General features: G+C 57.6%; 16 protein-coding genes. 6 read left to right on the top strand and 10 right to left on the bottom strand.

Going from position 1 to position 18542, the window contains the following annotated elements; genetic code table 11:
- Nucleotides 1–7: 7 nt before the first annotated feature.
- Both nagA and nagB read right to left on the bottom strand, forming a co-directional pair.
- A complete protein-coding gene (nagA, locus tag ACQUTP_RS10520) occupies nt 8–1156 on the bottom strand; it encodes an N-acetylglucosamine-6-phosphate deacetylase (RefSeq protein ID WP_004885928.1) in 1149 nt (382 codons plus the stop codon).
- A gap of 113 nt (nt 1157–1269) precedes the next feature.
- Complete coding sequence (nagB, locus tag ACQUTP_RS10525; RefSeq protein ID WP_002894749.1) at nt 1270–2070, bottom strand: glucosamine-6-phosphate deaminase; 801 nt, start codon at nt 2068–2070, stop codon at nt 1270–1272.
- A gap of 315 nt (nt 2071–2385) precedes the next feature.
- On the opposite strand from nagB, the gene nagE reads away from it, so the two are divergent.
- The 4 genes from nagE (at nt 2386) to chiQ (ending at nt 8407) form a co-directional block, all read left to right on the top strand.
- Complete coding sequence (nagE, locus tag ACQUTP_RS10530; protein WP_017901426.1) at nt 2386–4341, top strand: PTS N-acetyl glucosamine transporter subunit IIABC; 1956 nt, start codon at nt 2386–2388, stop codon at nt 4339–4341.
- A gap of 178 nt (nt 4342–4519) precedes the next feature.
- Entirely contained in the window at nt 4520–6187 is a 1668-nt protein-coding gene (gene glnS / locus ACQUTP_RS10535) for a glutamine--tRNA ligase (protein WP_004885933.1), read from the top strand.
- Nucleotides 6188–6623: 436 nt separating this feature from the next.
- On the top strand, nt 6624–8027 hold the full coding sequence (gene chiP, locus ACQUTP_RS10540; RefSeq protein WP_049003863.1) for a chitoporin ChiP: 1404 nt from the start codon (nt 6624–6626) through the stop codon (nt 8025–8027).
- A gap of 47 nt (nt 8028–8074) precedes the next feature.
- Nucleotides 8075–8407: a ChiQ/YbfN family lipoprotein gene (chiQ, locus tag ACQUTP_RS10545; protein ID WP_023288851.1), complete on the top strand. Its 333-nt coding sequence runs from the start codon at nt 8075–8077 to the stop codon at nt 8405–8407.
- A 51-nt stretch (nt 8408–8458) separates the two neighbouring features.
- Here chiQ and ACQUTP_RS10550 read toward each other — a convergent pair whose 3' ends face one another.
- From ACQUTP_RS10550 to ybfF, 8 genes are all read right to left on the bottom strand, one after another.
- On the bottom strand, nt 8459–9754 hold the full coding sequence (locus ACQUTP_RS10550; RefSeq protein ID WP_200927501.1) for an MFS transporter: 1296 nt from the start codon (nt 9752–9754) through the stop codon (nt 8459–8461).
- A 55-nt stretch (nt 9755–9809) separates the two neighbouring features.
- Nucleotides 9810–10949, bottom strand: a complete 1140-nt coding sequence (gene tcuB, locus ACQUTP_RS10555; RefSeq protein WP_285755670.1) for a tricarballylate utilization 4Fe-4S protein TcuB — start codon at nt 10947–10949, stop codon at nt 9810–9812.
- On the bottom strand, nt 10936–12339 hold the full coding sequence (gene tcuA, locus ACQUTP_RS10560) for an FAD-dependent tricarballylate dehydrogenase TcuA (RefSeq protein WP_017901423.1): 1404 nt from the start codon (nt 12337–12339) through the stop codon (nt 10936–10938). The genes tcuB and tcuA overlap by 14 nt, the downstream gene beginning before the upstream one ends.
- Before the next feature lie 97 nt (nt 12340–12436).
- The gene (gene tcuR / locus ACQUTP_RS10565) at nt 12437–13363 is read right to left on the bottom strand and encodes a tricarballylate utilization LysR family transcriptional regulator TcuR (protein ID WP_135722075.1); all 927 of its coding nucleotides are present in this window, start codon (nt 13361–13363) and stop codon (nt 12437–12439) included.
- A 127-nt stretch (nt 13364–13490) separates the two neighbouring features.
- Entirely contained in the window at nt 13491–13943 is a 453-nt protein-coding gene (gene fur / locus ACQUTP_RS10570) for a ferric iron uptake transcriptional regulator (RefSeq protein WP_004885952.1), read from the bottom strand.
- Between the two features lie 291 nt (nt 13944–14234).
- Complete coding sequence (gene fldA / locus ACQUTP_RS10575; RefSeq protein WP_002894765.1) at nt 14235–14765, bottom strand: flavodoxin FldA; 531 nt, start codon at nt 14763–14765, stop codon at nt 14235–14237.
- A gap of 151 nt (nt 14766–14916) precedes the next feature.
- Nucleotides 14917–15210: a LexA regulated protein gene (gene ybfE / locus ACQUTP_RS10580; protein WP_004885954.1), complete on the bottom strand. Its 294-nt coding sequence runs from the start codon at nt 15208–15210 to the stop codon at nt 14917–14919.
- 133 nt (nt 15211–15343) lie between these two features.
- Nucleotides 15344–16117, bottom strand: a complete 774-nt coding sequence (ybfF, locus tag ACQUTP_RS10585) for an esterase (RefSeq protein WP_186997633.1) — start codon at nt 16115–16117, stop codon at nt 15344–15346.
- 183 nt (nt 16118–16300) lie between these two features.
- On the opposite strand from ybfF, the gene seqA reads away from it, so the two are divergent.
- Both seqA and pgm read left to right on the top strand, forming a co-directional pair.
- Nucleotides 16301–16849: a replication initiation negative regulator SeqA gene (seqA, locus tag ACQUTP_RS10590; RefSeq protein ID WP_004885956.1), complete on the top strand. Its 549-nt coding sequence runs from the start codon at nt 16301–16303 to the stop codon at nt 16847–16849.
- Nucleotides 16850–16881: 32 nt separating this feature from the next.
- Nucleotides 16882–18522 carry a phosphoglucomutase (alpha-D-glucose-1,6-bisphosphate-dependent) gene (pgm, locus tag ACQUTP_RS10595; protein ID WP_428902390.1) on the top strand — a complete coding sequence of 547 codons (1641 nt, stop codon included), beginning with the start codon at nt 16882–16884 and terminating at the stop codon, nt 18520–18522.
- The last annotated feature ends 20 nt before the right edge of the window (nt 18523–18542 follow it).

Genomic DNA, 18542 nt, shown 5'->3' on the forward strand with positions numbered 1-18542 from the left:
CTTTTACTTACTCAGTGACGACCTCGTTACCATTAACGATGGTCTTGGTGATTTTATAATCGCGTGTAAAGGCGGTCAGGTTAGCGACCATACCCGGCGCAATACTGCCGAGCTGCTTGTCCACACCAATGGCGCGCGCGGGATAGAGCGTCGCCATGCGCAATACTTCGTCCAGCGCCACACCGCAATGCTCAACCAGATTACGTACCCCTTCAATCATGGTCAGGGAAGATCCGCTGAGGGTGCCGTTTTCATCTACGCACAGCCCGTTGCGGTAGTATATTGTTTTCCCGGCAAAAATGAACTGGTCAATATTCGCCCCCGCCGGCGCGGTGGCGTCGGTGACCAGGCACAGTTTGTCGCCTTTCAGGCGCTTGGCGTTGCGCACGTTGGCGTAATCGACGTGCATCCCGTCGACAATAATACCGCAGTAGACATCCGGCTCGTCAAAAATCGCCCCGGCCAGACCCGGTTCGCGGCCAGTAATGTACGGCATTGCATTATACAGGTGGGTGGCGAAGGTAATGCCTGCGCGGAAGCCCACTTTCGCCTCTTTCAGCGTGGCGTTGGAGTGGCCCGCGGAGACGACGATCCCGGCGGCGACCAGTTTGCGGATCACTTCCGGCTCAACGCGCTCAGGGGCGAGGGTCACTTTGGTGATCACATCGGCGTTGTCGCACAGGAAATCGACCAGCGCCGCGTCCGGTTTACGCACATAGTCCGGGTTGTGGGTGCCTTTCTTGACGATATTCAGCCACGGTCCTTCAAGATGCAGACCCAGCGCCTGGTTCGGGTGCTTTTGCAGGTATTCGCGCATCACGCGCACGCCTTGCTTCATCAGATCGTCGCTGGAGGTAATCAGCGTCGGCAGGAAGCTGGTGCAGCCTGAGCGTTCGTTGGCCTTCTGCATGATCTCCAGCGTGTCGACAGTGACCGCGTCAGGGCTGTCGTTAAACTGTACGCCGCCGCAGCCGTTGAGCTGGACGTCGATAAAACCGGGGGCGAGGATGGCGCCGTTGACTGAGCGCTGCTCGATGTCAGACGGCAAATCTGCCAGCGGACAAAGACGTTCGATAAGGCCATTAGCGATAACAACCGCATGGTCATCAAGAATTTCATGACCGGTATAAACCCGGCCCTGGGTTAATGCATACATTACGACCCCCGGTATATACGCCTCATCAGGCCCGGGTACGTTCGTTTGCCGCCGGCATGATGATGCATACAAAGAAAAAGATGGTCCCGCGCAAATCGCGGGACACGACTACATTACAGACCTTTAATATTTTCAGCTTCTAATTCGTTGAAATATTTCAGTGTCTTCACTTTCAGCTCCATGGTAGACGGTTCGTCACAGACGATCACCGCCTTCGGATGCAGCTGCAGACAGGTAATGGTCCACATGTGGTTGACGTTACCTTCTACCGCCGCCTGCAGCGCCAGCGCTTTCTGATGGCCCAGCACCAGAATCATTACCTCTTCTGCGTCCAGCAGGGTGCCCACGCCGACGGTTAGCGCATATTTCGGCACCAGATCCACGTCGCCGTCGAAGAAGCGGGAGTTCGCCACGCGGGTTTCATGGGTCAGGGTCTTAATACGGGTACGAGACGCCAGAGAGGAGGCCGGTTCGTTAAACGCGATGTGACCATCGTTGCCCACGCCGCCCATGAACAGGTGGATTTTACCGTAGGAACGAATTTTTTCTTCATAGCGACGGCATTCCGCATCGATGTCCGGCGCGTTACCATTCAGCAAGTTGATATTTTCTGCCGGAATATCAACGTGGTCAAAGAAATTACGGTGCATGAAGCTATGATAGCTTTCCGGATGCTCTTTCGGCAGGCCAACGTATTCATCCATGTTGAAGGTGACGACGTGTTTGAAGCTAACCTGGCCTGCTTTATGCATTTCAACCAGCGCCTTGTAGGCGGTGAGTGGGGTGCCGCCGGTCGGCAGTCCCAGGACGAACGGACGGTCCGCGGTTGGTTTAAATGCATTAATGCGGTTAACGATATGGCGGGCAGCCCATTTACCGACCTGCTCAGCGGTTACCAGGGGGATCAGTCTCATTCTTCACCTCTATAGTTAAAGTAGATTCTGGCGGATTGGCGCCAGCACTCTGAGGAGAGTATTGCAGCAACTGCGCCGACCGGGGTCAATCCGTGTTGATTTTTTGAATGATAAAATAAGTTTTCGATGTTAGCCAGTGTAAGGGAGGGGGGAATACGATATTTGGTGATAATTATCACAAAAAATACCCGTTTAATTTGCGATACGAATTAATTTTTCACACACTTTGCCGGTAAGTGATAAAACCGACCTTGTTACACAATAAAAAAGTGGCTTTGAAAATGAGCCTCATCGGGGTCTCATAGGGGGAATAAGATGAATATTTTAGGTTTCTTTCAGCGGCTGGGTAGGGCGTTACAGCTCCCTATCGCAGTGCTGCCGGTCGCAGCATTGCTGCTGCGTTTCGGGCAACCAGACCTGTTGAATGTACCCTTCATCGCGCAAGCGGGTGGGGCTATCTTCGACAACCTGGCGCTGATCTTTGCTATCGGTGTGGCGTCAAGCTGGTCCAAGGATAACGCCGGTTCTGCGGCGCTGGCCGGGGCAGTAGGTTATTTCGTGATGACCAAAGCGATGGTCACCATCAATCCGGAAATTAACATGGGCGTACTGGCCGGTATCATTACCGGTCTGGTAGCAGGGGCGGTGTACAACCGCTGGGCCGGCATCAAGCTGCCGGACTTCCTGAGCTTCTTCGGCGGCAAACGCTTCGTGCCGATCGCCACCGGCTTCTTCTGTCTGATTCTCGCGGCGATCTTCGGCTACGTTTGGCCGCCGGTGCAGCACGCTATCCATGCGGGCGGCGAGTGGATCGTTTCCGCAGGGGCATTGGGTTCCGGTATCTTCGGTTTTATCAACCGTCTGCTGATCCCGACCGGCCTGCATCAGGTGCTGAACACCATCGCCTGGTTCCAGATTGGTGAGTTTACTAACGCCGCAGGCGCCGTGTTCCACGGCGACATCAACCGCTTCTACGCCGGCGACGGCACCGCGGGGATGTTCATGTCCGGCTTCTTCCCAATCATGATGTTTGGTCTGCCGGGCGCGGCGCTGGCGATGTATCTGGCCGCTCCGAAAGCGCGTCGTCCAATGGTGGGCGGTATGCTGCTGTCTGTTGCCATCACCGCGTTCCTGACCGGGGTAACCGAGCCGCTGGAATTCCTGTTCATGTTCCTGGCTCCGCTGCTGTACCTCCTGCACGCGGTACTGACCGGTATCAGCCTGTTCATCGCAACGGCGCTGGGCATTCATGCGGGCTTCTCCTTCTCCGCCGGCGCCATTGACTACGTGCTGATGTATAGCCTGCCGGCCGCCAGCAAAAACGTCTGGATGCTGCTGGTGATGGGCGTGGTCTTCTTCTTCGTCTACTTCCTGCTGTTCAGCGCGGTGATCCGCATGTTCAACCTGAAAACACCGGGTCGTGAAGACAAAGCCGCTGACGTGGTAACGGAAGAAGCCAACAGCAACACTGAAGAAGGCCTGACCCAGCTGGCGACCAGCTATATCGCCGCGGTGGGCGGAACGGACAACCTGAAAGCGATTGACGCCTGTATTACCCGTCTGCGTCTGACCGTGGGCGATTCGGCGAAAGTGAACGACGCCGCCTGTAAACGTCTCGGCGCATCCGGGGTGGTGAAGCTGAATAAGCAAACCATCCAGGTTATCGTCGGCGCGAAGGCAGAGTCTATCGGCGATGAGATGAAAAAAGTGGTTACCCGTGGCCCGGTAGCGGCAGCGGCAACCGCACCGGCTGGCAACGTCGCCACCGCAGCGCCAGCGGCTAAACCGCAGGCGGTAGCGAACGCGAAGACCGTTGAGTCGCTGGTTTCGCCGATTACCGGTGACGTGGTGGCCCTCGAGCAGGTGCCGGACGAAGCCTTCGCCAGCAAAGCCGTCGGCGACGGTATCGCGGTGAAACCGACCAGCAACATCGTGGTGGCCCCGGCCGCCGGTACCGTGGTGAAAATTTTCAACACTAACCACGCGTTCTGCCTCGAAACCAACAACGGTGCGGAAATCGTCGTCCACATGGGTATCGACACCGTGGCGCTGGAAGGCAAGGGCTTCAAACGTCTGGTTGAAGAGGGCACGGACGTGAAGGCGGGCGAGCCGATTCTGGAAATGGATCTGGACTTCCTCAACGCCAACGCGCGCTCGATGATTAGCCCGGTAGTCTGCAGCAATAGCGATGACTACAGCGCGCTGGTGATACTGGCGAGCGGTAAGGTCGTAGCCGGCCAGACGCCGCTGTATGAGATTAAAGGCAAGTAAGGCTCCTGAGTCGAGTTTATGCCTCAGCGGCGAAGGGAAACCTTCGCCGCTTTTTTTTCCAGCAATCGGCCCCATAATCCTCTCCTGATACCTATTTTACGTAACTAATAGTTGTCACTACGCCCTGCTTGTAAGATCATGTGCCGTTATACGTTGTTTACGCTTTGAGGAACCCGTGATGAGTGAGGCAGAAGCCCGCCCGACTAACTTTATCCGTCAGATCATTGATGAAGATCTGGCTACCGGTAAGCACACCACTGTTCACACCCGCTTCCCGCCGGAGCCGAACGGTTATCTGCACATTGGCCATGCGAAATCCATCTGCCTGAACTTCGGCATCGCCCAGGATTATCAGGGCCAATGCAACCTGCGTTTCGATGACACCAACCCGGTGAAAGAAGATATCGAATACGTGGAGTCGATTAAAAACGACGTGCAGTGGTTAGGTTTCCACTGGTCCGGGGACGTTTGCTACTCGTCTGATTACTTTGATCAGCTGCATCAGTATGCGGTTGAGCTGATCAACAAAGGCCTGGCCTACGTTGATGAACTCTCTCCTGATGAGATCCGCGAATATCGCGGCACCCTGAAAGCGCCGGGTAAAAACAGCCCGTATCGCGACCGCAGCGTGGAAGAAAACCTGGCGCTGTTCGAAAAAATGCGCAGCGGCGGCTTCGAAGAGGGCAAGGCCTGCCTGCGCGCGAAGATCGATATGGCGTCGCCGTTCATCGTGATGCGCGATCCGGTGCTGTACCGCATTAAGTTCGCTGAGCATCATCAGACCGGCAACAAGTGGTGCATCTACCCGATGTACGACTTCACCCACTGCATCAGCGATGCGCTGGAAGGCATTACCCACTCGCTGTGTACCCTGGAGTTCCAGGACAACCGTCGTCTGTACGACTGGGTGCTGGACAACATCAGCATCCCGGTGCACCCGCGCCAGTACGAATTCTCGCGCCTGAATCTCGAATACACCGTGATGTCCAAGCGTAAGCTGAACCAGCTGGTGACTGAGAAGCACGTGGAAGGCTGGGACGATCCGCGGATGCCGACCATCTCCGGTCTGCGTCGTCGCGGCTACACCGCCGAATCCATCCGCGAATTCTGCAAGCGTATCGGCGTGACCAAGCAGGACAACACCATTGAGATGGCGTCGCTGGAGTCCTGCATTCGCGAAGATCTCAACGAAAACGCGCCGCGCGCGATGGCGGTGATCGATCCGGTGAAACTGGTTATCGAGAACTACCCGCAGGGCGAAAGCGAAATGGTGGCGATGCCGAACCATCCGAACAAGCCGGAGATGGGCAGCCGCGAAGTGCCGTTCAGCGCGGAAATCTGGATCGACCGCGCGGACTTCCGTGAAGAAGCCAACAAGCAGTACAAGCGTCTGGTGCTGGGCAAAGAAGTACGTCTGCGCAACGCCTACGTCATCAAAGCGGAACGCGTGGAGAAAGATGCCGAAGGCAATATCACTACTATCTTCTGCACCTACGATGCCGACACCCTGAGCAAAGATCCGGCTGACGGCCGCAAGGTCAAAGGCGTGATCCACTGGGTGAGCGCGGCGCATGCGCTGCCGGTAGAGATCCGTCTCTACGATCGCCTGTTCAGCGTACCAAACCCGGGTGCAGCGGAGGATTTCCTCGCGGTGATCAATCCGGAATCGCTGGTGATCAAACAGGGTTACGCGGAGCCGAGCCTGGCGCAGGCGGAAGCCGGTAAAGCTTACCAGTTTGAGCGTGAAGGTTACTTCTGCCTCGACAGCCGCTATGCAACCGCAACCAGTCTGGTGTTTAACCGCACCGTCGGTCTGCGCGATACCTGGGCGAAAGCGGGCGAATAACATTTTCCCTACCGTCAAAGCGCCGCACTCTGCGGCGCTTTTTTTGTTTCAGAATCAGCCAATTACTCTTTTTATTTTCGCGAAGCGAATTAATTCTGTTTCGCTCCGGAAATAAATAACGCTTCTGATATTTCCTGTCTCATATAAAAAACCAATGTAATCGCTTTCAGCCTTCGCATTTTTCCCTGATTTAGCAATGACTTCCATGACAAAATCATCAGAGATAAGACTGTAACAAAACGACATAAATTATGTGCGCTTTGTCATAATCTTAAGCTTTGCCTCACGAAAAACATTGATAATTCGCGTCACGAAAAATAGTCTATCTACAGTGGTTTCGCGGCCTTTTTCGCCGCCCCACATTTTGCAGTTTTATTTATTTTTTAGCGAATGACCTCTGGTCTTCGCCTTTTAAAACGTCAAAGAGGATATGCACATGCGTACGTTTAGTGGCAAACGTAGTACGCTGGCGCTGGCTATTGCCGCCGTCACCGCGATGTCGGGCTGGGTTGTGATTCCGCAGGCCAGCGCAGCAGGCTTTATCGATGATTCTACTTTAACCGGCGGTATCTATTACTGGCAGCGTGAGCGTGACCGTAAAGATGTGACCGACGGCGACAAATACAAAACCAACCTTTCCCACTCCACCTGGAACGCCAACCTGGACTTCCAGTCCGGCTATGCCGCCGATATGTTTGGCCTTGATATTGCGGCGTTTACCGCGATTGAAATGGCGGAGAACGGCGACAGCGGCCACCCGAACGAAATCGCCTTCTCGTCGCGCAACAAAGCCTATGACGAAGACTACTCCGGCGATAAGAGCGGCATCAGCCTGTATAAAGCCGCCGCGAAATTTAAATACGGTCCGGCGTGGGCGCGCGCGGGCTACATCCAGCCAACCGGTCAGACCCTGCTGGCGCCGCACTGGAGCTTCATGCCGGGGACCTATCAGGGGGCGGAAGCCGGGGCCAACTTCGACTATGGCACCGCGGGCGCGTTAAGTTTCTCCTACATGTGGACGAACGAGTACAAAGCGCCATGGCATATCGAAATGGATGATTTCTACCAGAACGATAAGAAGACCAAAGTTGATTATCTTCACTCCATCGGCGCCAAATATGATTTCAAAAACGACCTGGTGCTGGAGGCGGCATTTGGTCAGGCTCAGGGCTATATCGATCAGTACTTTGCTAAAGCCAGCTACAAATTTGACGTCGCCGGCGCGCCGTTGAGCACCAGCTACCAGTTCTACGGCACTCGCGATAAGGTCAGCAACGGCGGGGTCAACGACATCTATGACGGCACCGCATGGCTGCAGGCGTTAACCTTTGGCTATAAAGTGGCGGATGTGCTGGATCTGCGTCTGGAAGGGACCTGGGTGAAGGCCGATGGCCAGCAGGGCTACTTCCTGCAGCGTATGACCCCGACCTACGCCTCCTCCAACGGTCGTCTCGATATCTGGTGGGATAACCGCTCCGACTTCAACGCCAACGGTGAAAAAGCAGTCTTCTTCGGCGCGATGTATGACATGAAAAACTGGGATATGCCGGGCTGGGCGTTTGGCGCGTCTTATGTGTACGCCTGGGATGCGAAGCCTGGCAAAATGGCTTCTCCGGATGCATACTATGACCCTGACTATCGCCTGAAAGAGTCGGCCTATAGCCTCGATGCTATGTATACCGTGCAGGAAGGCCGGGCGAAGGGCACGCTGTTTAAACTGCACTTTACCCAGTACGACAACCATTCCGATATTCCGAGCTGGAGCGGCGGCTACGGCAACATCTTCCAGGATGAGCGCGACGTGAAGTTCATGGTTATCGCCCCGTTCACCATTTTCTAATGCCTGCGCGGCGGGCATGAGCCTGCCGCACCTCTGGGAGAACGACAATGAAAAAAATGCTGCTTATTGCCATGATGGCATCGGCTCTGGTGGCCTGCACCACGTCCCCGGCCCCGAAAGAAGACACCAAACTGAAAGATGCCTATAGTGCCTGTATTAATACGGCGGAAGGCAATCCGGACAAGATTGAAGCCTGCCAGAGCGTACTGAATGTCCTGAAAGAGGATAAACAGCACCAGCAGTTTGCTAACCAGGAGAGCGTCCGGGTGCTGGATTACCAACAGTGTATCCAGGCTACCCGCACCGGCAACGATCAGGCGGTGAAAGCGCGCTGCGACCAGATCTGGAAGGAGATCCGCAGCAATAATACGACCCATTAAGCCAGACGGCAGCGGCAAACGGGCGGAGCATATTTCCGCCCGTTTGTTTTTTTAGCGCTGACTCTCCGCCGGCTGATAGCCGCGACTCAGGCGCACAAACAGCAGCGCGGTGGCGATGAAGCCGCACAGTGCAGCGCACATCAGCCACCATCCCGGCGCGCTTTTATCGCCGGTAAGCTCGACCAGGGCAGTGGAGATAGCCGGCGTCAGGCCGCCGAAAATGGCGGTGGCGAGGCTGAAGGCCAACGAAAAGCCCACGGTGCGGACATAAACCGGCATCACTTCGGTGAGGGCCGCCACCATCGCGCCGTTATACATGCCAAAGAAGAACGAAAACCACAGCAGGACCAGCGTCATACGGGTGAAATCCGGCGCGGCGGTAAGCCAGTGCATCACCGGCCAGGTGGTGAGCAGCGCCAGCACGGTAATTCCCATCAGCACCGGGCGACGACCGATCCGGTCAGAGATGGCTCCGCCAATCGGCAACCAGATAAAGTTGGAGATGCCCACCAGCATGGTTACCAGCAGACTGTCGCGGGCGCTGAGGTGCAACACCGCTCTGCCGTAGGTTGGCGTATAGACGGTAATAAAGTAAAACGTGGTGGTGGTCATCGCCACCAGCAGGGTCCCCGCGGTAATAATGCGCCAGTTCCTGGCGATGGTGGTCAGGATCTCTTTGGTATCCGGGCGATGTTTACGCTGCAGGAATTCCTCGGTTTCCTGCAGTGAGCGGCGCAGCACGAAAATCAGCGGAATGATCAGGCAGCCAATAAAGAAGGGGATGCGCCAGCCCCAGGCGGCGATCTCCTCATATTCCAGCGTGGCGTTCAGCGCATAGCCGATCAGCGCCGCCATGATGATAGCCACCTGCTGGCTGGCGGACTGCCAGCTGGTATAGAAGCCTTTATTGCCCGGTGTGGCGATTTCAGAGAGATAGACCGACACTCCGCCAAGCTCGACGCCCGCCGAGAACCCCTGCAGCAGACGGCCCACTAATACGAGGATCGGCGCCAGCACACCGATAGTCTGATAGCCAGGGACCAGGGCGATGAGTAGCGTCCCGCAGCCCATGATCGCCAGGGTGACCATCAGCCCTTTGCGGCGACCGATTCTGTCGATATAGGCGCCGAGCACCACCGCGCCGATGGGACGCATCAGGAAGCCCGAGCCAAATACCGCAAAGGTGAGCATCAGCGCCGCGAACTCGCTCTCCGCCGGAAAGAAGGTGCGGGCGATATAGGTGGCGTAAAAGCCAAACAGGAAGAAGTCGAACTGTTCGAGAAAATTACCGCTGGTCACGCGGAGGATAGCGCCGACGGTGCCGACGCGGGTGGGTTGTTGGGTCATAGGGGGTGCTCTCCATTGTCTTTATCTTGTTGTTATCGGGTGCAGAGGGGGTAGGTCAGTCGCCGGCGACGCCCGCCTGTTTTCCGCGGCGTTTCTCAATCGCCCACGTGAGTAACGCCGCACAGCGATAAAATCCGTGGGCGAATTTTCCATACGGCAGGGTTAAGAACAGGGCCATCACCACCCCGAGGTGGATGGCGAGCAGGATGCCCATCCACGAGGTATCCCGCCCCGCCAGCAGCGCCAGGCCAGTGAAGCTGGTCAGCAGCAGCAGCAGAATAAATCCGCGATCCATCGGCTTCTGCCGCGCGTCGCCGTGCAGCGGCGAGCGGCGCAGGTTCAGCCACAGCAGGCCCGCCGGGCCGACCAGCAGGCCGATGCCGCCGAGGGTGCCGAGCAGCACCGGCAGGCTGAAGAACGGGTAGGGGGCTTCCCGGCCGGCGATATAGTGATAGCCCGTGGCCACCACGGTGGCGGCGAAGCAGAGCATAAAACCGTAGAAGGTGCAGTGGTGGAATCGGCGGCGCAGCAGGGTGAAGGCGTCATCGGCTTCGTTGCAGCCTTTCCCGTGCCCGCCGTCGAGATATTTCAGCGTCAGCGCATCATGGGATGCCTTTGCGATATCAATCGGTTGCGGCTGGCCAGAGGAGATCTCGCGCCAGAAGCGGATCACCCCGGTCATCAGTAAGCCAATCGCCAGCACAAAGACCGAGCCAAACATCCACGCCAGCAGGTTATGGGGGAATATCTGGTAGAAGTCGCCCGCCAGCGGCGGATGAAGCAGCGAGCCTTTGAGCCCCATCGCCAGCAGCAGAAAGACAATCAGGCCGCCGACCAGCGCCAGCACGGTGGTCATGCCGGCCCGGCGGTACAGGCTGCCAAAGGCGGCGGGCTGGGCGTAGTATTGATAGGTCTCGAGCCGGACTTCGGCCATCGCCTTCGGCACGTTAATGGCGAACTCGTGCGGTGGCGCGTACTGGCAGGCGTGCAGGCAAGCGCCGCAGTTATGGCACAGGTTAGCCAGATAGTTGATATCCGCCTTGCCAAAGGCCAGGCGCTGGGTCATCGCCGGGAAGACGGCGCAAAACCCTTCGCAGTAGCGGCAGGCGTTACACACCTGCATAACCCGTTCGACTTCCGCTTCCGGTTCGGTGATGATCTGCGCGTCAATGATCAGCTTTTCAAGCGACTTCATGGTGTTTCTCCTGCTGCGCCGCCCGGGCGGCTTGCTGGCCGGCGATACGGCCGAAGGTGGTGCCGATCGACATCCCGACGCCGGCGGTGTAGCCCTTGCCCAGCACGTTGCCAGCCATCATTTCCCCGGCGACGAAGAGATTACGGCTGGGTTGACCGGCGAAATGGACGGCGGCGGTGTCGTCGACGTAGAGCCCAAGGTAGGTGAAGGTGATCCCCGGACGCAGGGCGTAGCCGTAGTAAGGCGGCGTATCGATGGGGCGCGCCCAGTGAGTTTTCGCCGGGGTGAGGCCGGAGGTCGCGCAGTTATCCAGGCGGGTGTGATCGAACTGGCCCGGCGCGCAGGCGGCATTATAGTCGGCGATGGTTTGCGCTAAGCGTTCGCCGTCAAGCCCCAGCTGGCGGGCCAGTTCCGCGATGGTATTGGCCTGAGCGCCGGGAAAGACCGGGGGCATAAAGTGGCCGATGGCTTTGCTGTCGATGATCGAGTAGCCGATCTGTCCGGGCTGGTGGGCGACCAGTCGGCCCCAGATGGCGTAGCGTTTAGGCCAGAAATCTTCCCCTTCATCATAAAAGCGCACGGCATCGCGGTTGACCACCACCCCCAGCGAAACGCAGTCGACGCGGGTGCAGATCCCGCCGTCATAGAGCGGCGCCCGGGCGTCAATGGCGACGCAGTGGGACTGAGAAGGATCGCCGATGATATCGGCCCCGGCGTCGATCATAAACTTGAGCAGCACCCCCTGGTTGAAGCGCGTGCCGCGGATGAGAAAGTTATCGGCGGGCCATTCGCCGCGGTCATTTTGCCCCCAGGCCTCGCGCAGCCACTCGCGGTTGGATTCAAATCCGCCGGCGGCGAGAACGCAGCTTTTCGCGACAATCCGTTCCTCGCCCGCCAGCGCGGCGACAAATTCACCGTTGCGCAGTTCCAGGGCCTGCACCGGCGTGTTGTAGCGGATCTGCACCCCCATCTGCTCTGCGCTGCGGTAATAGGCATTGACCAGCGCTTTGCCGCCGCCCATAAAAAAGGCGTTGGTGCGGGCCACGTGCAGGGCGCCGGAGAGCGGCGGCTGAAAGTTAACCCCGTGCTGGCGCATCCAGTCCCGGCACTGGGATGAGGTGCGGATCACCAGCCGGGCCAGCGCTTCGTTGGTGTTCCCTTCGGTGACGCGCAGCAGATCCTGCCAGTACTCCTCTTCCGGGTAGCTGTCGACCAGCACGTCCTGTGGCGCATCGTGCATACAGCGCAGGTTACGCGTGTGCTGCGAGTTGCCGCCTCGCCACTCCCGCGGCGCCGCCTCCAGCAGCAGCACCGAGGCGCCGGCTTCCCGGGCGGTTAAGGCGGCGCATAGCGCGGCATTGCCGCCGCCAATGACCAGTACATCCACCATTATCGGTTCCCTTGTAATTTAATTAATTGTTAAATTTGTAATGGGAATGTAGGCGGTAACGGCGGCAGGGCGCTATGGCGTAGCGCTAAAGAGGGGTTTAGTTAACGTAAAGGGTAGCGCCTGGCCAGCGATCGGACTCCACCAGCTGGCGCATGACTTTGCTCAGTATTACCCGTGCTGCAAGGCCAGCCGGAGTGAGCTCATCATCCGACAGGCTGACCAGAAAGTTGGGGCGGCTGAGGACCGGATTAGCGATGCCGATCACCCTCAGCGCCTGATGGTCGAGATGGGAAATGGCGGCCCCAGGCTGCAGGGTGGCGCCCAGCCCGCTGCGCACGGCCTGCATCAGCAGGGCCAGACCGTCAATGTCCGCCACCACCTCAACGCTGAGGTTGTGCTGCTGGCAAACCGTCTCCAGCCTGCCGCGCAGGCCGTGGCCCTGGCTTGGCATAATCAGCGGTAGGGTGGTGAGCTGGTAAGGGGATACAGGATCATCCGGCAGCGAGGCCAACAGCGCATGGGTGCCAATCAGGAACAGGCGCTCTTCGAGCACCGGTCTGGCGCTCCAGCGCAGGATCTTCTCCTGTTGGAAGACGATGGCTAAATCCAGCTGGCGGGTGTTGATCATCCGCTCCAGATTCCCGGAGAGGCTTTCCACCAGGTGTAGGCGGACGTCGGGGTAGCTCTCGCGCATCGCGTTGATGAACGGAACGCCCAGAACGGAGGCGGTGCTTGGAGCCATGCCGACGCTGACGTGGCCCGACAGCCGCGCCTCGCGGGCGGCGAGGATGGCATCATCGGCATGACGCAGCGCCAGCTGCGCCTGTGAGTAGAAAGCAAGGCCCGCGCTGGTGGGCGTCACGCCGCGGGAGGTCCGCTGCAGGAGGCGAATGGCCAGCTCATTTTCCAGACGCGCGATCTGCTGGCTGAGCGCCGAGACGCCGATATTCAGATCGAGCGCGGCGCGGCCCATGCTGCCGGTTTCAACAATGCGCGCAAAATAGCGTAGCTGGCGAAGTTCCATATCAACTCTCCGGACAAAGCGGGGACTCGCGAGGGTCACCGCCGGGACGTGAGCGGGGTGCGCGGCAGAAGCGCCCATAAAAAAGCCAACCGACTGGTTGGCTTTTCAGAGCAGGCGAAGCGGGGAATTACTTTTCCACCGCGTCGTGGGCGTGTTCGTCCTCGCGGCAATCACCTTCCGCACAGTGGCCGTACAGATACAGACTGTGGTTGGTCAGGCGGATGCCGTGACGGGAAGCGATTTCACGCTGGCGCGCTTCGATAGAGTCATCACTGAATTCGATCACTTTGCCGCAGTCGAGGCAGATCAGGTGATCGTGGTGATGCTGCTGAGTCAGTTCGAAAACGGATTTACCGCCTTCAAAATTATGACGAGTCACGATACCGGCGTCATCAAACTGGTTGAGGACGCGGTAAACGGTCGCCAGACCAATCTCTTCGCCCATGTCGATCAGGCGTTTATATAAGTCTTCCGCACTGACATGATGGTTATCCGGTTCCTGCAGCACTTCAAGGATTTTCAGTCGAGGAAGTGTGACTTTCAGGCCAGCCTTCTTTAATGCGGTATTGTTGTCAGTCATGCGGAATCTGTCCTGTTGCTAAACGATCTACTTCCTTCAACGGAAGTCATACAGAAATTAACCCGACGTAATGCGTCTCATTATAGAACTGCCACTGGTAAATGAAAACTGCAAGTATCGGGCCTGGTTTGCTGTCAAAAACGAGGCACCAGCTACAAACTGCGTCACGTGCCTCGTAGAATCAGAGGACATTGTACAGATATGTGATTAAAAGTTAAAAACTTGTAGCTATTAGTTTGATTGCTTTTGTCTATTAATGCGACGCAACTCAATGATTGCGCCGCTTAATCATCAGGCGTTTTTGATTTCTTCGAGGTGCAGCTCTTCGGCCACCTGCTTCACCCACTTCTCAACGCGCTCGTTGGTCAGCTCCGGCTGGCGGTCTTCATCAATGGCGAGGCCGACGAAGTGGTCGTCATCCGCCAGGCCTTTAGAGGCCTCGAAGTGATAGCCGGCAGTCGGCCAGTGGCCAACGATGGTCGCGCCGCGCGGCTCAATGATGTCGCGGATGGTGCCCAGCGCATCGCAGAAGTACTCGGCGTAGTCTTCCTGGTCGCCGCAGCCGAACAGCGCCACCAGTTTGCCGTTAAAGTCGATCTCTTCCAGCGTCGGGAAGAAGTCGTCCCAGTCACACTGCGCTTCACCGTAGTACCAGGTCGGGATGCCGAGCAGCAGGATGTCGTGGGCTTCCAGATCTTCTTTGCTGCTTTTGGCAATGTCGTGAACATCAGCAACATCTTTACCAAGCTGCTTTTGAATCATTTTTGCAATATTTTCGGTGTTGCCGGTGTCGCTGCCAAAAAAGATGCCGATGATTGCCATGAGTAAAATAACCTCTTGAAACTTAAATGATGTGGTAGGGACGCGATGCCCACAGATAACGGCAATCATAGCAGAACAGGCAAGGGCGCGGAAACAGCAATCACGCCCGACTGCACACTCTGCTACATGAATGCGGATTTTTCGCGGAAAGTTAGAGTTTTCCCTGGCTGCGCAGGGCGGTTAATTGCGTCATCAGCATCTCTTCAATGAGATCGCTGCGGCTCATATTACGCGCTTCCGCCAGTTCGTTAAGCGCATCGACCGCGTCGGCGTTGAGCTTTAGCTCCACGCGCTTCAGCCCGCGCACTTTATCGCGTTTCAGCTGATTACGTTTGTTGATGCGCAGTTGTTCATCGCGCGACAGCGGATTGGTTTTCGGTCTTCCCGGGCGACGCTCGTTTGCGAACAAATCTAATGTCGTACGGTCCGTTTGTTCTTTTGCCATGATTCTGAGTGACTTCGGGGAAACAAGCTGCCGGGCTCTAGCCGGCGCAGATAGCGCGCCATCATACATCAGGCGAACGGCTGCGCCAACGACCGCGGGCATTCTGCGGCGCGGTCGGGCATATTTTAGCCAATCAGGCGGCTATGCTCGTCAGATAGCGGCGGATCGCGCGCAACACCGCCTCGGGTTTCTCGGCATGGACCCAATGTCCGGCGCCGGCAATGACGTGGGCCCGAGCCTGCGGGAACTGGGCCAGCAGCGCGTCGCGGTAGGCGTCGGTCACATAGGGGGAGTTGCCGCCGGGAATAAACTGCGTTGGGTGCGGCCAGGCCGGGATGGTTTCCCAGCCGACGATATGCGGGTACTGGTCCCACAGCACCGGGACGTTGAAGCGCCAGTCGCCGTCGACGAAAGATTTCAGCAGGAACTGAATCACGCCCTCTTCCTGCAGATGCTCGCGCATCACCTGCGCCGCCTGCTGGCGAGTGCTGGCGGCGGATTCGCTGACGGCGCGGATAGCGGCGAAGATCTCATCATGGCGGCGAACGTGATAATCCACCGGCGCGATATCAATAGCCACCAGACCGCTGATGCGCTCCGGGGCCAGGGCGGTCAACGCCATCACCGCTTTGCCGCCCATCGAATGGCCGATAAAGGTGGCCCGTTCAATCTTATGTGCATCGAGCGTGTCGAGCAGATCCTGCGCCATCGCGTGGTAGGTCATCTCTGGCGACCGCGGCGACAAACCGTGGTTGCGCATATCGACCTGCAGAATATCGTGGTCGGCGATCAGGTCGCGGGCGAGGATGCCCAGGTTGTCCAGGCTGCCAAACAGACCATGGACCAGCACGATCGGGGAGTGGTTGTGCGGATTCTGTGCAGATTGCGCTCGGCTATTTAATTTCATGGCAAAGTTCTTTTTTTCGCTCCGTCGGGTTAGGGTATTATGTTGGACATTCTGCCATCCGGCTGCAAGACCCAGAAGTTTTCTGAGTTTTACCGCCATCCTGGTTTGACGCTATCCGCGGTTGGGATTTGTACTTATAATCCCAACGATTTGTATTCAGAAAAGATATCGCACTGGATTAAGATGAAAACAATTGAAGTTGATGATGAACTCTACCGCTATATTGCCAGCCACACTCTGCATATCGGCGAGAGCGCATCCGACATTTTACGGCGTATGCTGAAATTTTCCGCCGTTTCCCAACCGGCTACACCGGTCAGCAAAGCCGCGCCGACGCTGGCGCCCACGCCTGCCGCTGAGGTGAAAACCGCTAACCCGGTGAAAGATAAAGTCCGCGCCATGCGCGAGATGCTGTTATCTGATGAATACGCCGAGCAGAAGCGCGCGGTGAACCGTTTTATGCTGGTGTTGACCACCCTCTATTCCCTGGACAGTAAAGCATTTGCCGAGGCCACTGAGTCTCTGCACGGCCGCACGCGCGTTTACTTCGCGGAAGATGCGCGTACGCTGCTGAAAAGCGGTAATCAGACCAAACCGAAACAGGTTCCTGGTACACCGTGGTGGGTGATCACCAATACCAATACCGGCCGTAAATGCAGCATGATTGAGCACATCATGCAGTCGATGCAGTTCCCTGCGGAGCTGATTGAAAAGGTTTGCGGCACGATCTAGCTTTTTAACATTTGCACCAGAAGGATCAGGCAATGGCAATCGATAAACGTGCGGGGCAGCCTGCGCAACAGAGTGATTTGATTAACGTCGCCCAACTGACTGCTCAGTACTACGTGCTGAAGCCTGAAGTCGGTAATGCGGAGCATGCGGTCAAATTCGGCACCTCCGGCCATCGCGGCAGCGCGGCGCGTCACAACTTCAACGAACCGCATATCCTGGCCATCGCCCAGGCTATTGCGGAAGATCGTGCGAAGAACGGGATCACCGGTCCGTGCTATGTCGGTAAAGATACCCACGCCCTGTCCGAGCCGGCGTTTATTTCGGTGCTGGAAGTGTTAACCGCCAACGGCGTTGACGTTATCGTTCAGGAAAACAACGGATTCACCCCGACGCCGGCGGTCTCCAACGCGATTCTGGTGCATAACAAAAAAGGCGGTCCGCTGGCGGACGGCATTGTGATCACCCCGTCACACAACCCGCCGGAAGATGGCGGTATCAAGTACAACCCGCCAAACGGCGGTCCGGCTGATACCAACGTCACCAAAGTGGTGGAAAACCGTGCCAACGAACTGCTGGCCGCTGGCCTGCAGGGTGTGAAACGCATTTCTCTGGACGCGGCGCTGGCTTCCGGCCACGTCAAAGAGCAGGATCTGGTGCAGCCGTTCATTGAAGGCCTGGCGGACATCGTCGACATGGCGGCGATCCAGAAAGCGGGCCTGACGCTGGGCGTCGATCCGCTGGGCGGGTCCGGTATCGAATACTGGAAGCGCATTGGCGAGCACTACAAGCTCAATCTGACCATTGTGAACGACCAGGTGGACCAGACCTTCCGCTTTATGCACCTCGATAAAGACGGCGCCATCCGCATGGACTGCTCATCGGAATGTGCGATGGCGGGCCTGCTGGCGCTGCGCGATAAGTTCGATCTGGCATTTGCCAACGACCCGGATTACGACCGTCACGGGATTGTCACCCCTGCCGGGCTGATGAATCCGAACCACTACCTGGCGGTGGCGATTAACTACCTGTTCCAGCATCGTCCGCAGTGGGGCAAAGAGGTGGCGGTCGGTAAAACCCTGGTCTCCTCGGCGATGATTGACCGCGTGGTGAACGATCTGGGCCGCAAGCTGGTGGAAGTGCCGGTGGGCTTTAAGTGGTTCGTTGACGGCCTGTTCGACGGCAGCTTCGGCTTCGGCGGCGAAGAGAGCGCCGGGGCCTCCTTCCTGCGCTTCGACGGCACGCCGTGGTCCACCGATAAAGACGGCATCATCATGTGCCTGCTGGCGGCGGAAATCACCGCAGTGACCGGGAAAAACCCGCAGGAGCACTATAACGAGCTGGCGGAACGCTTCGGCGCGCAGAGCTACAACCGTCTGCAGGCTTCCGCGACCTCCGCGCAGAAAGCGGCGCTGTCTAAGCTGTCGCCGGAAATGGTCAGTGCTGACACCCTGGCGGGGGATCCAATCACCGCTCGTCTGACCGCGGCGCCGGGCAACGGGGCGGCGATTGGCGGCCTGAAAGTGATGACCGACAACGGCTGGTTTGCGGCACGCCCGTCAGGCACCGAAGACGCCTACAAGATCTACTGCGAAAGCTTCCTCGGCGAAGAACATCGCAAGCTGATTGAAAAAGAAGCGGTAGAGATTGTCAGTGAAGTGCTGAAGAACGCTTAACGGCGCACGATCATCAGGCC

The sequence above is a fragment of the Klebsiella sp. 2-CIP_Kleb. genome (assembly GCF_050378715.1).
Classification (GTDB): Bacteria; Pseudomonadota; Gammaproteobacteria; order Enterobacterales; family Enterobacteriaceae; genus Klebsiella; species Klebsiella quasipneumoniae.

Excerpts from the sequence above, each read along its gene's own strand:
- nagA (WP_004885928.1), bottom strand. The coding sequence starts at position 1,156 with ATGTATGCATTAACCCAGGGCCGGGTTTATACCGGTCATGAAATTCTT.
- nagB (WP_002894749.1), bottom strand. The coding sequence starts at position 2,070 with ATGAGACTGATCCCCCTGGTAACCGCTGAGCAGGTCGGTAAATGGGCT.
- nagE (WP_017901426.1), top strand. The coding sequence starts at position 2,386 with ATGAATATTTTAGGTTTCTTTCAGCGGCTGGGTAGGGCGTTACAGCTC.
- glnS (WP_004885933.1), top strand. The coding sequence starts at position 4,520 with ATGAGTGAGGCAGAAGCCCGCCCGACTAACTTTATCCGTCAGATCATT.
- chiP (WP_049003863.1), top strand. The coding sequence starts at position 6,624 with ATGCGTACGTTTAGTGGCAAACGTAGTACGCTGGCGCTGGCTATTGCC.
- chiQ (WP_023288851.1), top strand. The coding sequence starts at position 8,075 with ATGAAAAAAATGCTGCTTATTGCCATGATGGCATCGGCTCTGGTGGCC.
- ACQUTP_RS10550 (WP_200927501.1), bottom strand. The coding sequence starts at position 9,754 with ATGACCCAACAACCCACCCGCGTCGGCACCGTCGGCGCTATCCTCCGC.
- tcuB (WP_285755670.1), bottom strand. The coding sequence starts at position 10,949 with ATGAAGTCGCTTGAAAAGCTGATCATTGACGCGCAGATCATCACCGAA.
- tcuA (WP_017901423.1), bottom strand. The coding sequence starts at position 12,339 with ATGGTGGATGTACTGGTCATTGGCGGCGGCAATGCCGCGCTATGCGCC.
- tcuR (WP_135722075.1), bottom strand. The coding sequence starts at position 13,363 with ATGGAACTTCGCCAGCTACGCTATTTTGCGCGCATTGTTGAAACCGGC.
- fur (WP_004885952.1), bottom strand. The coding sequence starts at position 13,943 with ATGACTGACAACAATACCGCATTAAAGAAGGCTGGCCTGAAAGTCACA.
- fldA (WP_002894765.1), bottom strand. The coding sequence starts at position 14,765 with ATGGCAATCATCGGCATCTTTTTTGGCAGCGACACCGGCAACACCGAA.
- ybfE (WP_004885954.1), bottom strand. The coding sequence starts at position 15,210 with ATGGCAAAAGAACAAACGGACCGTACGACATTAGATTTGTTCGCAAAC.
- ybfF (WP_186997633.1), bottom strand. The coding sequence starts at position 16,117 with ATGAAATTAAATAGCCGAGCGCAATCTGCACAGAATCCGCACAACCAC.
- seqA (WP_004885956.1), top strand. The coding sequence starts at position 16,301 with ATGAAAACAATTGAAGTTGATGATGAACTCTACCGCTATATTGCCAGC.
- pgm (WP_428902390.1), top strand. The coding sequence starts at position 16,882 with ATGGCAATCGATAAACGTGCGGGGCAGCCTGCGCAACAGAGTGATTTG.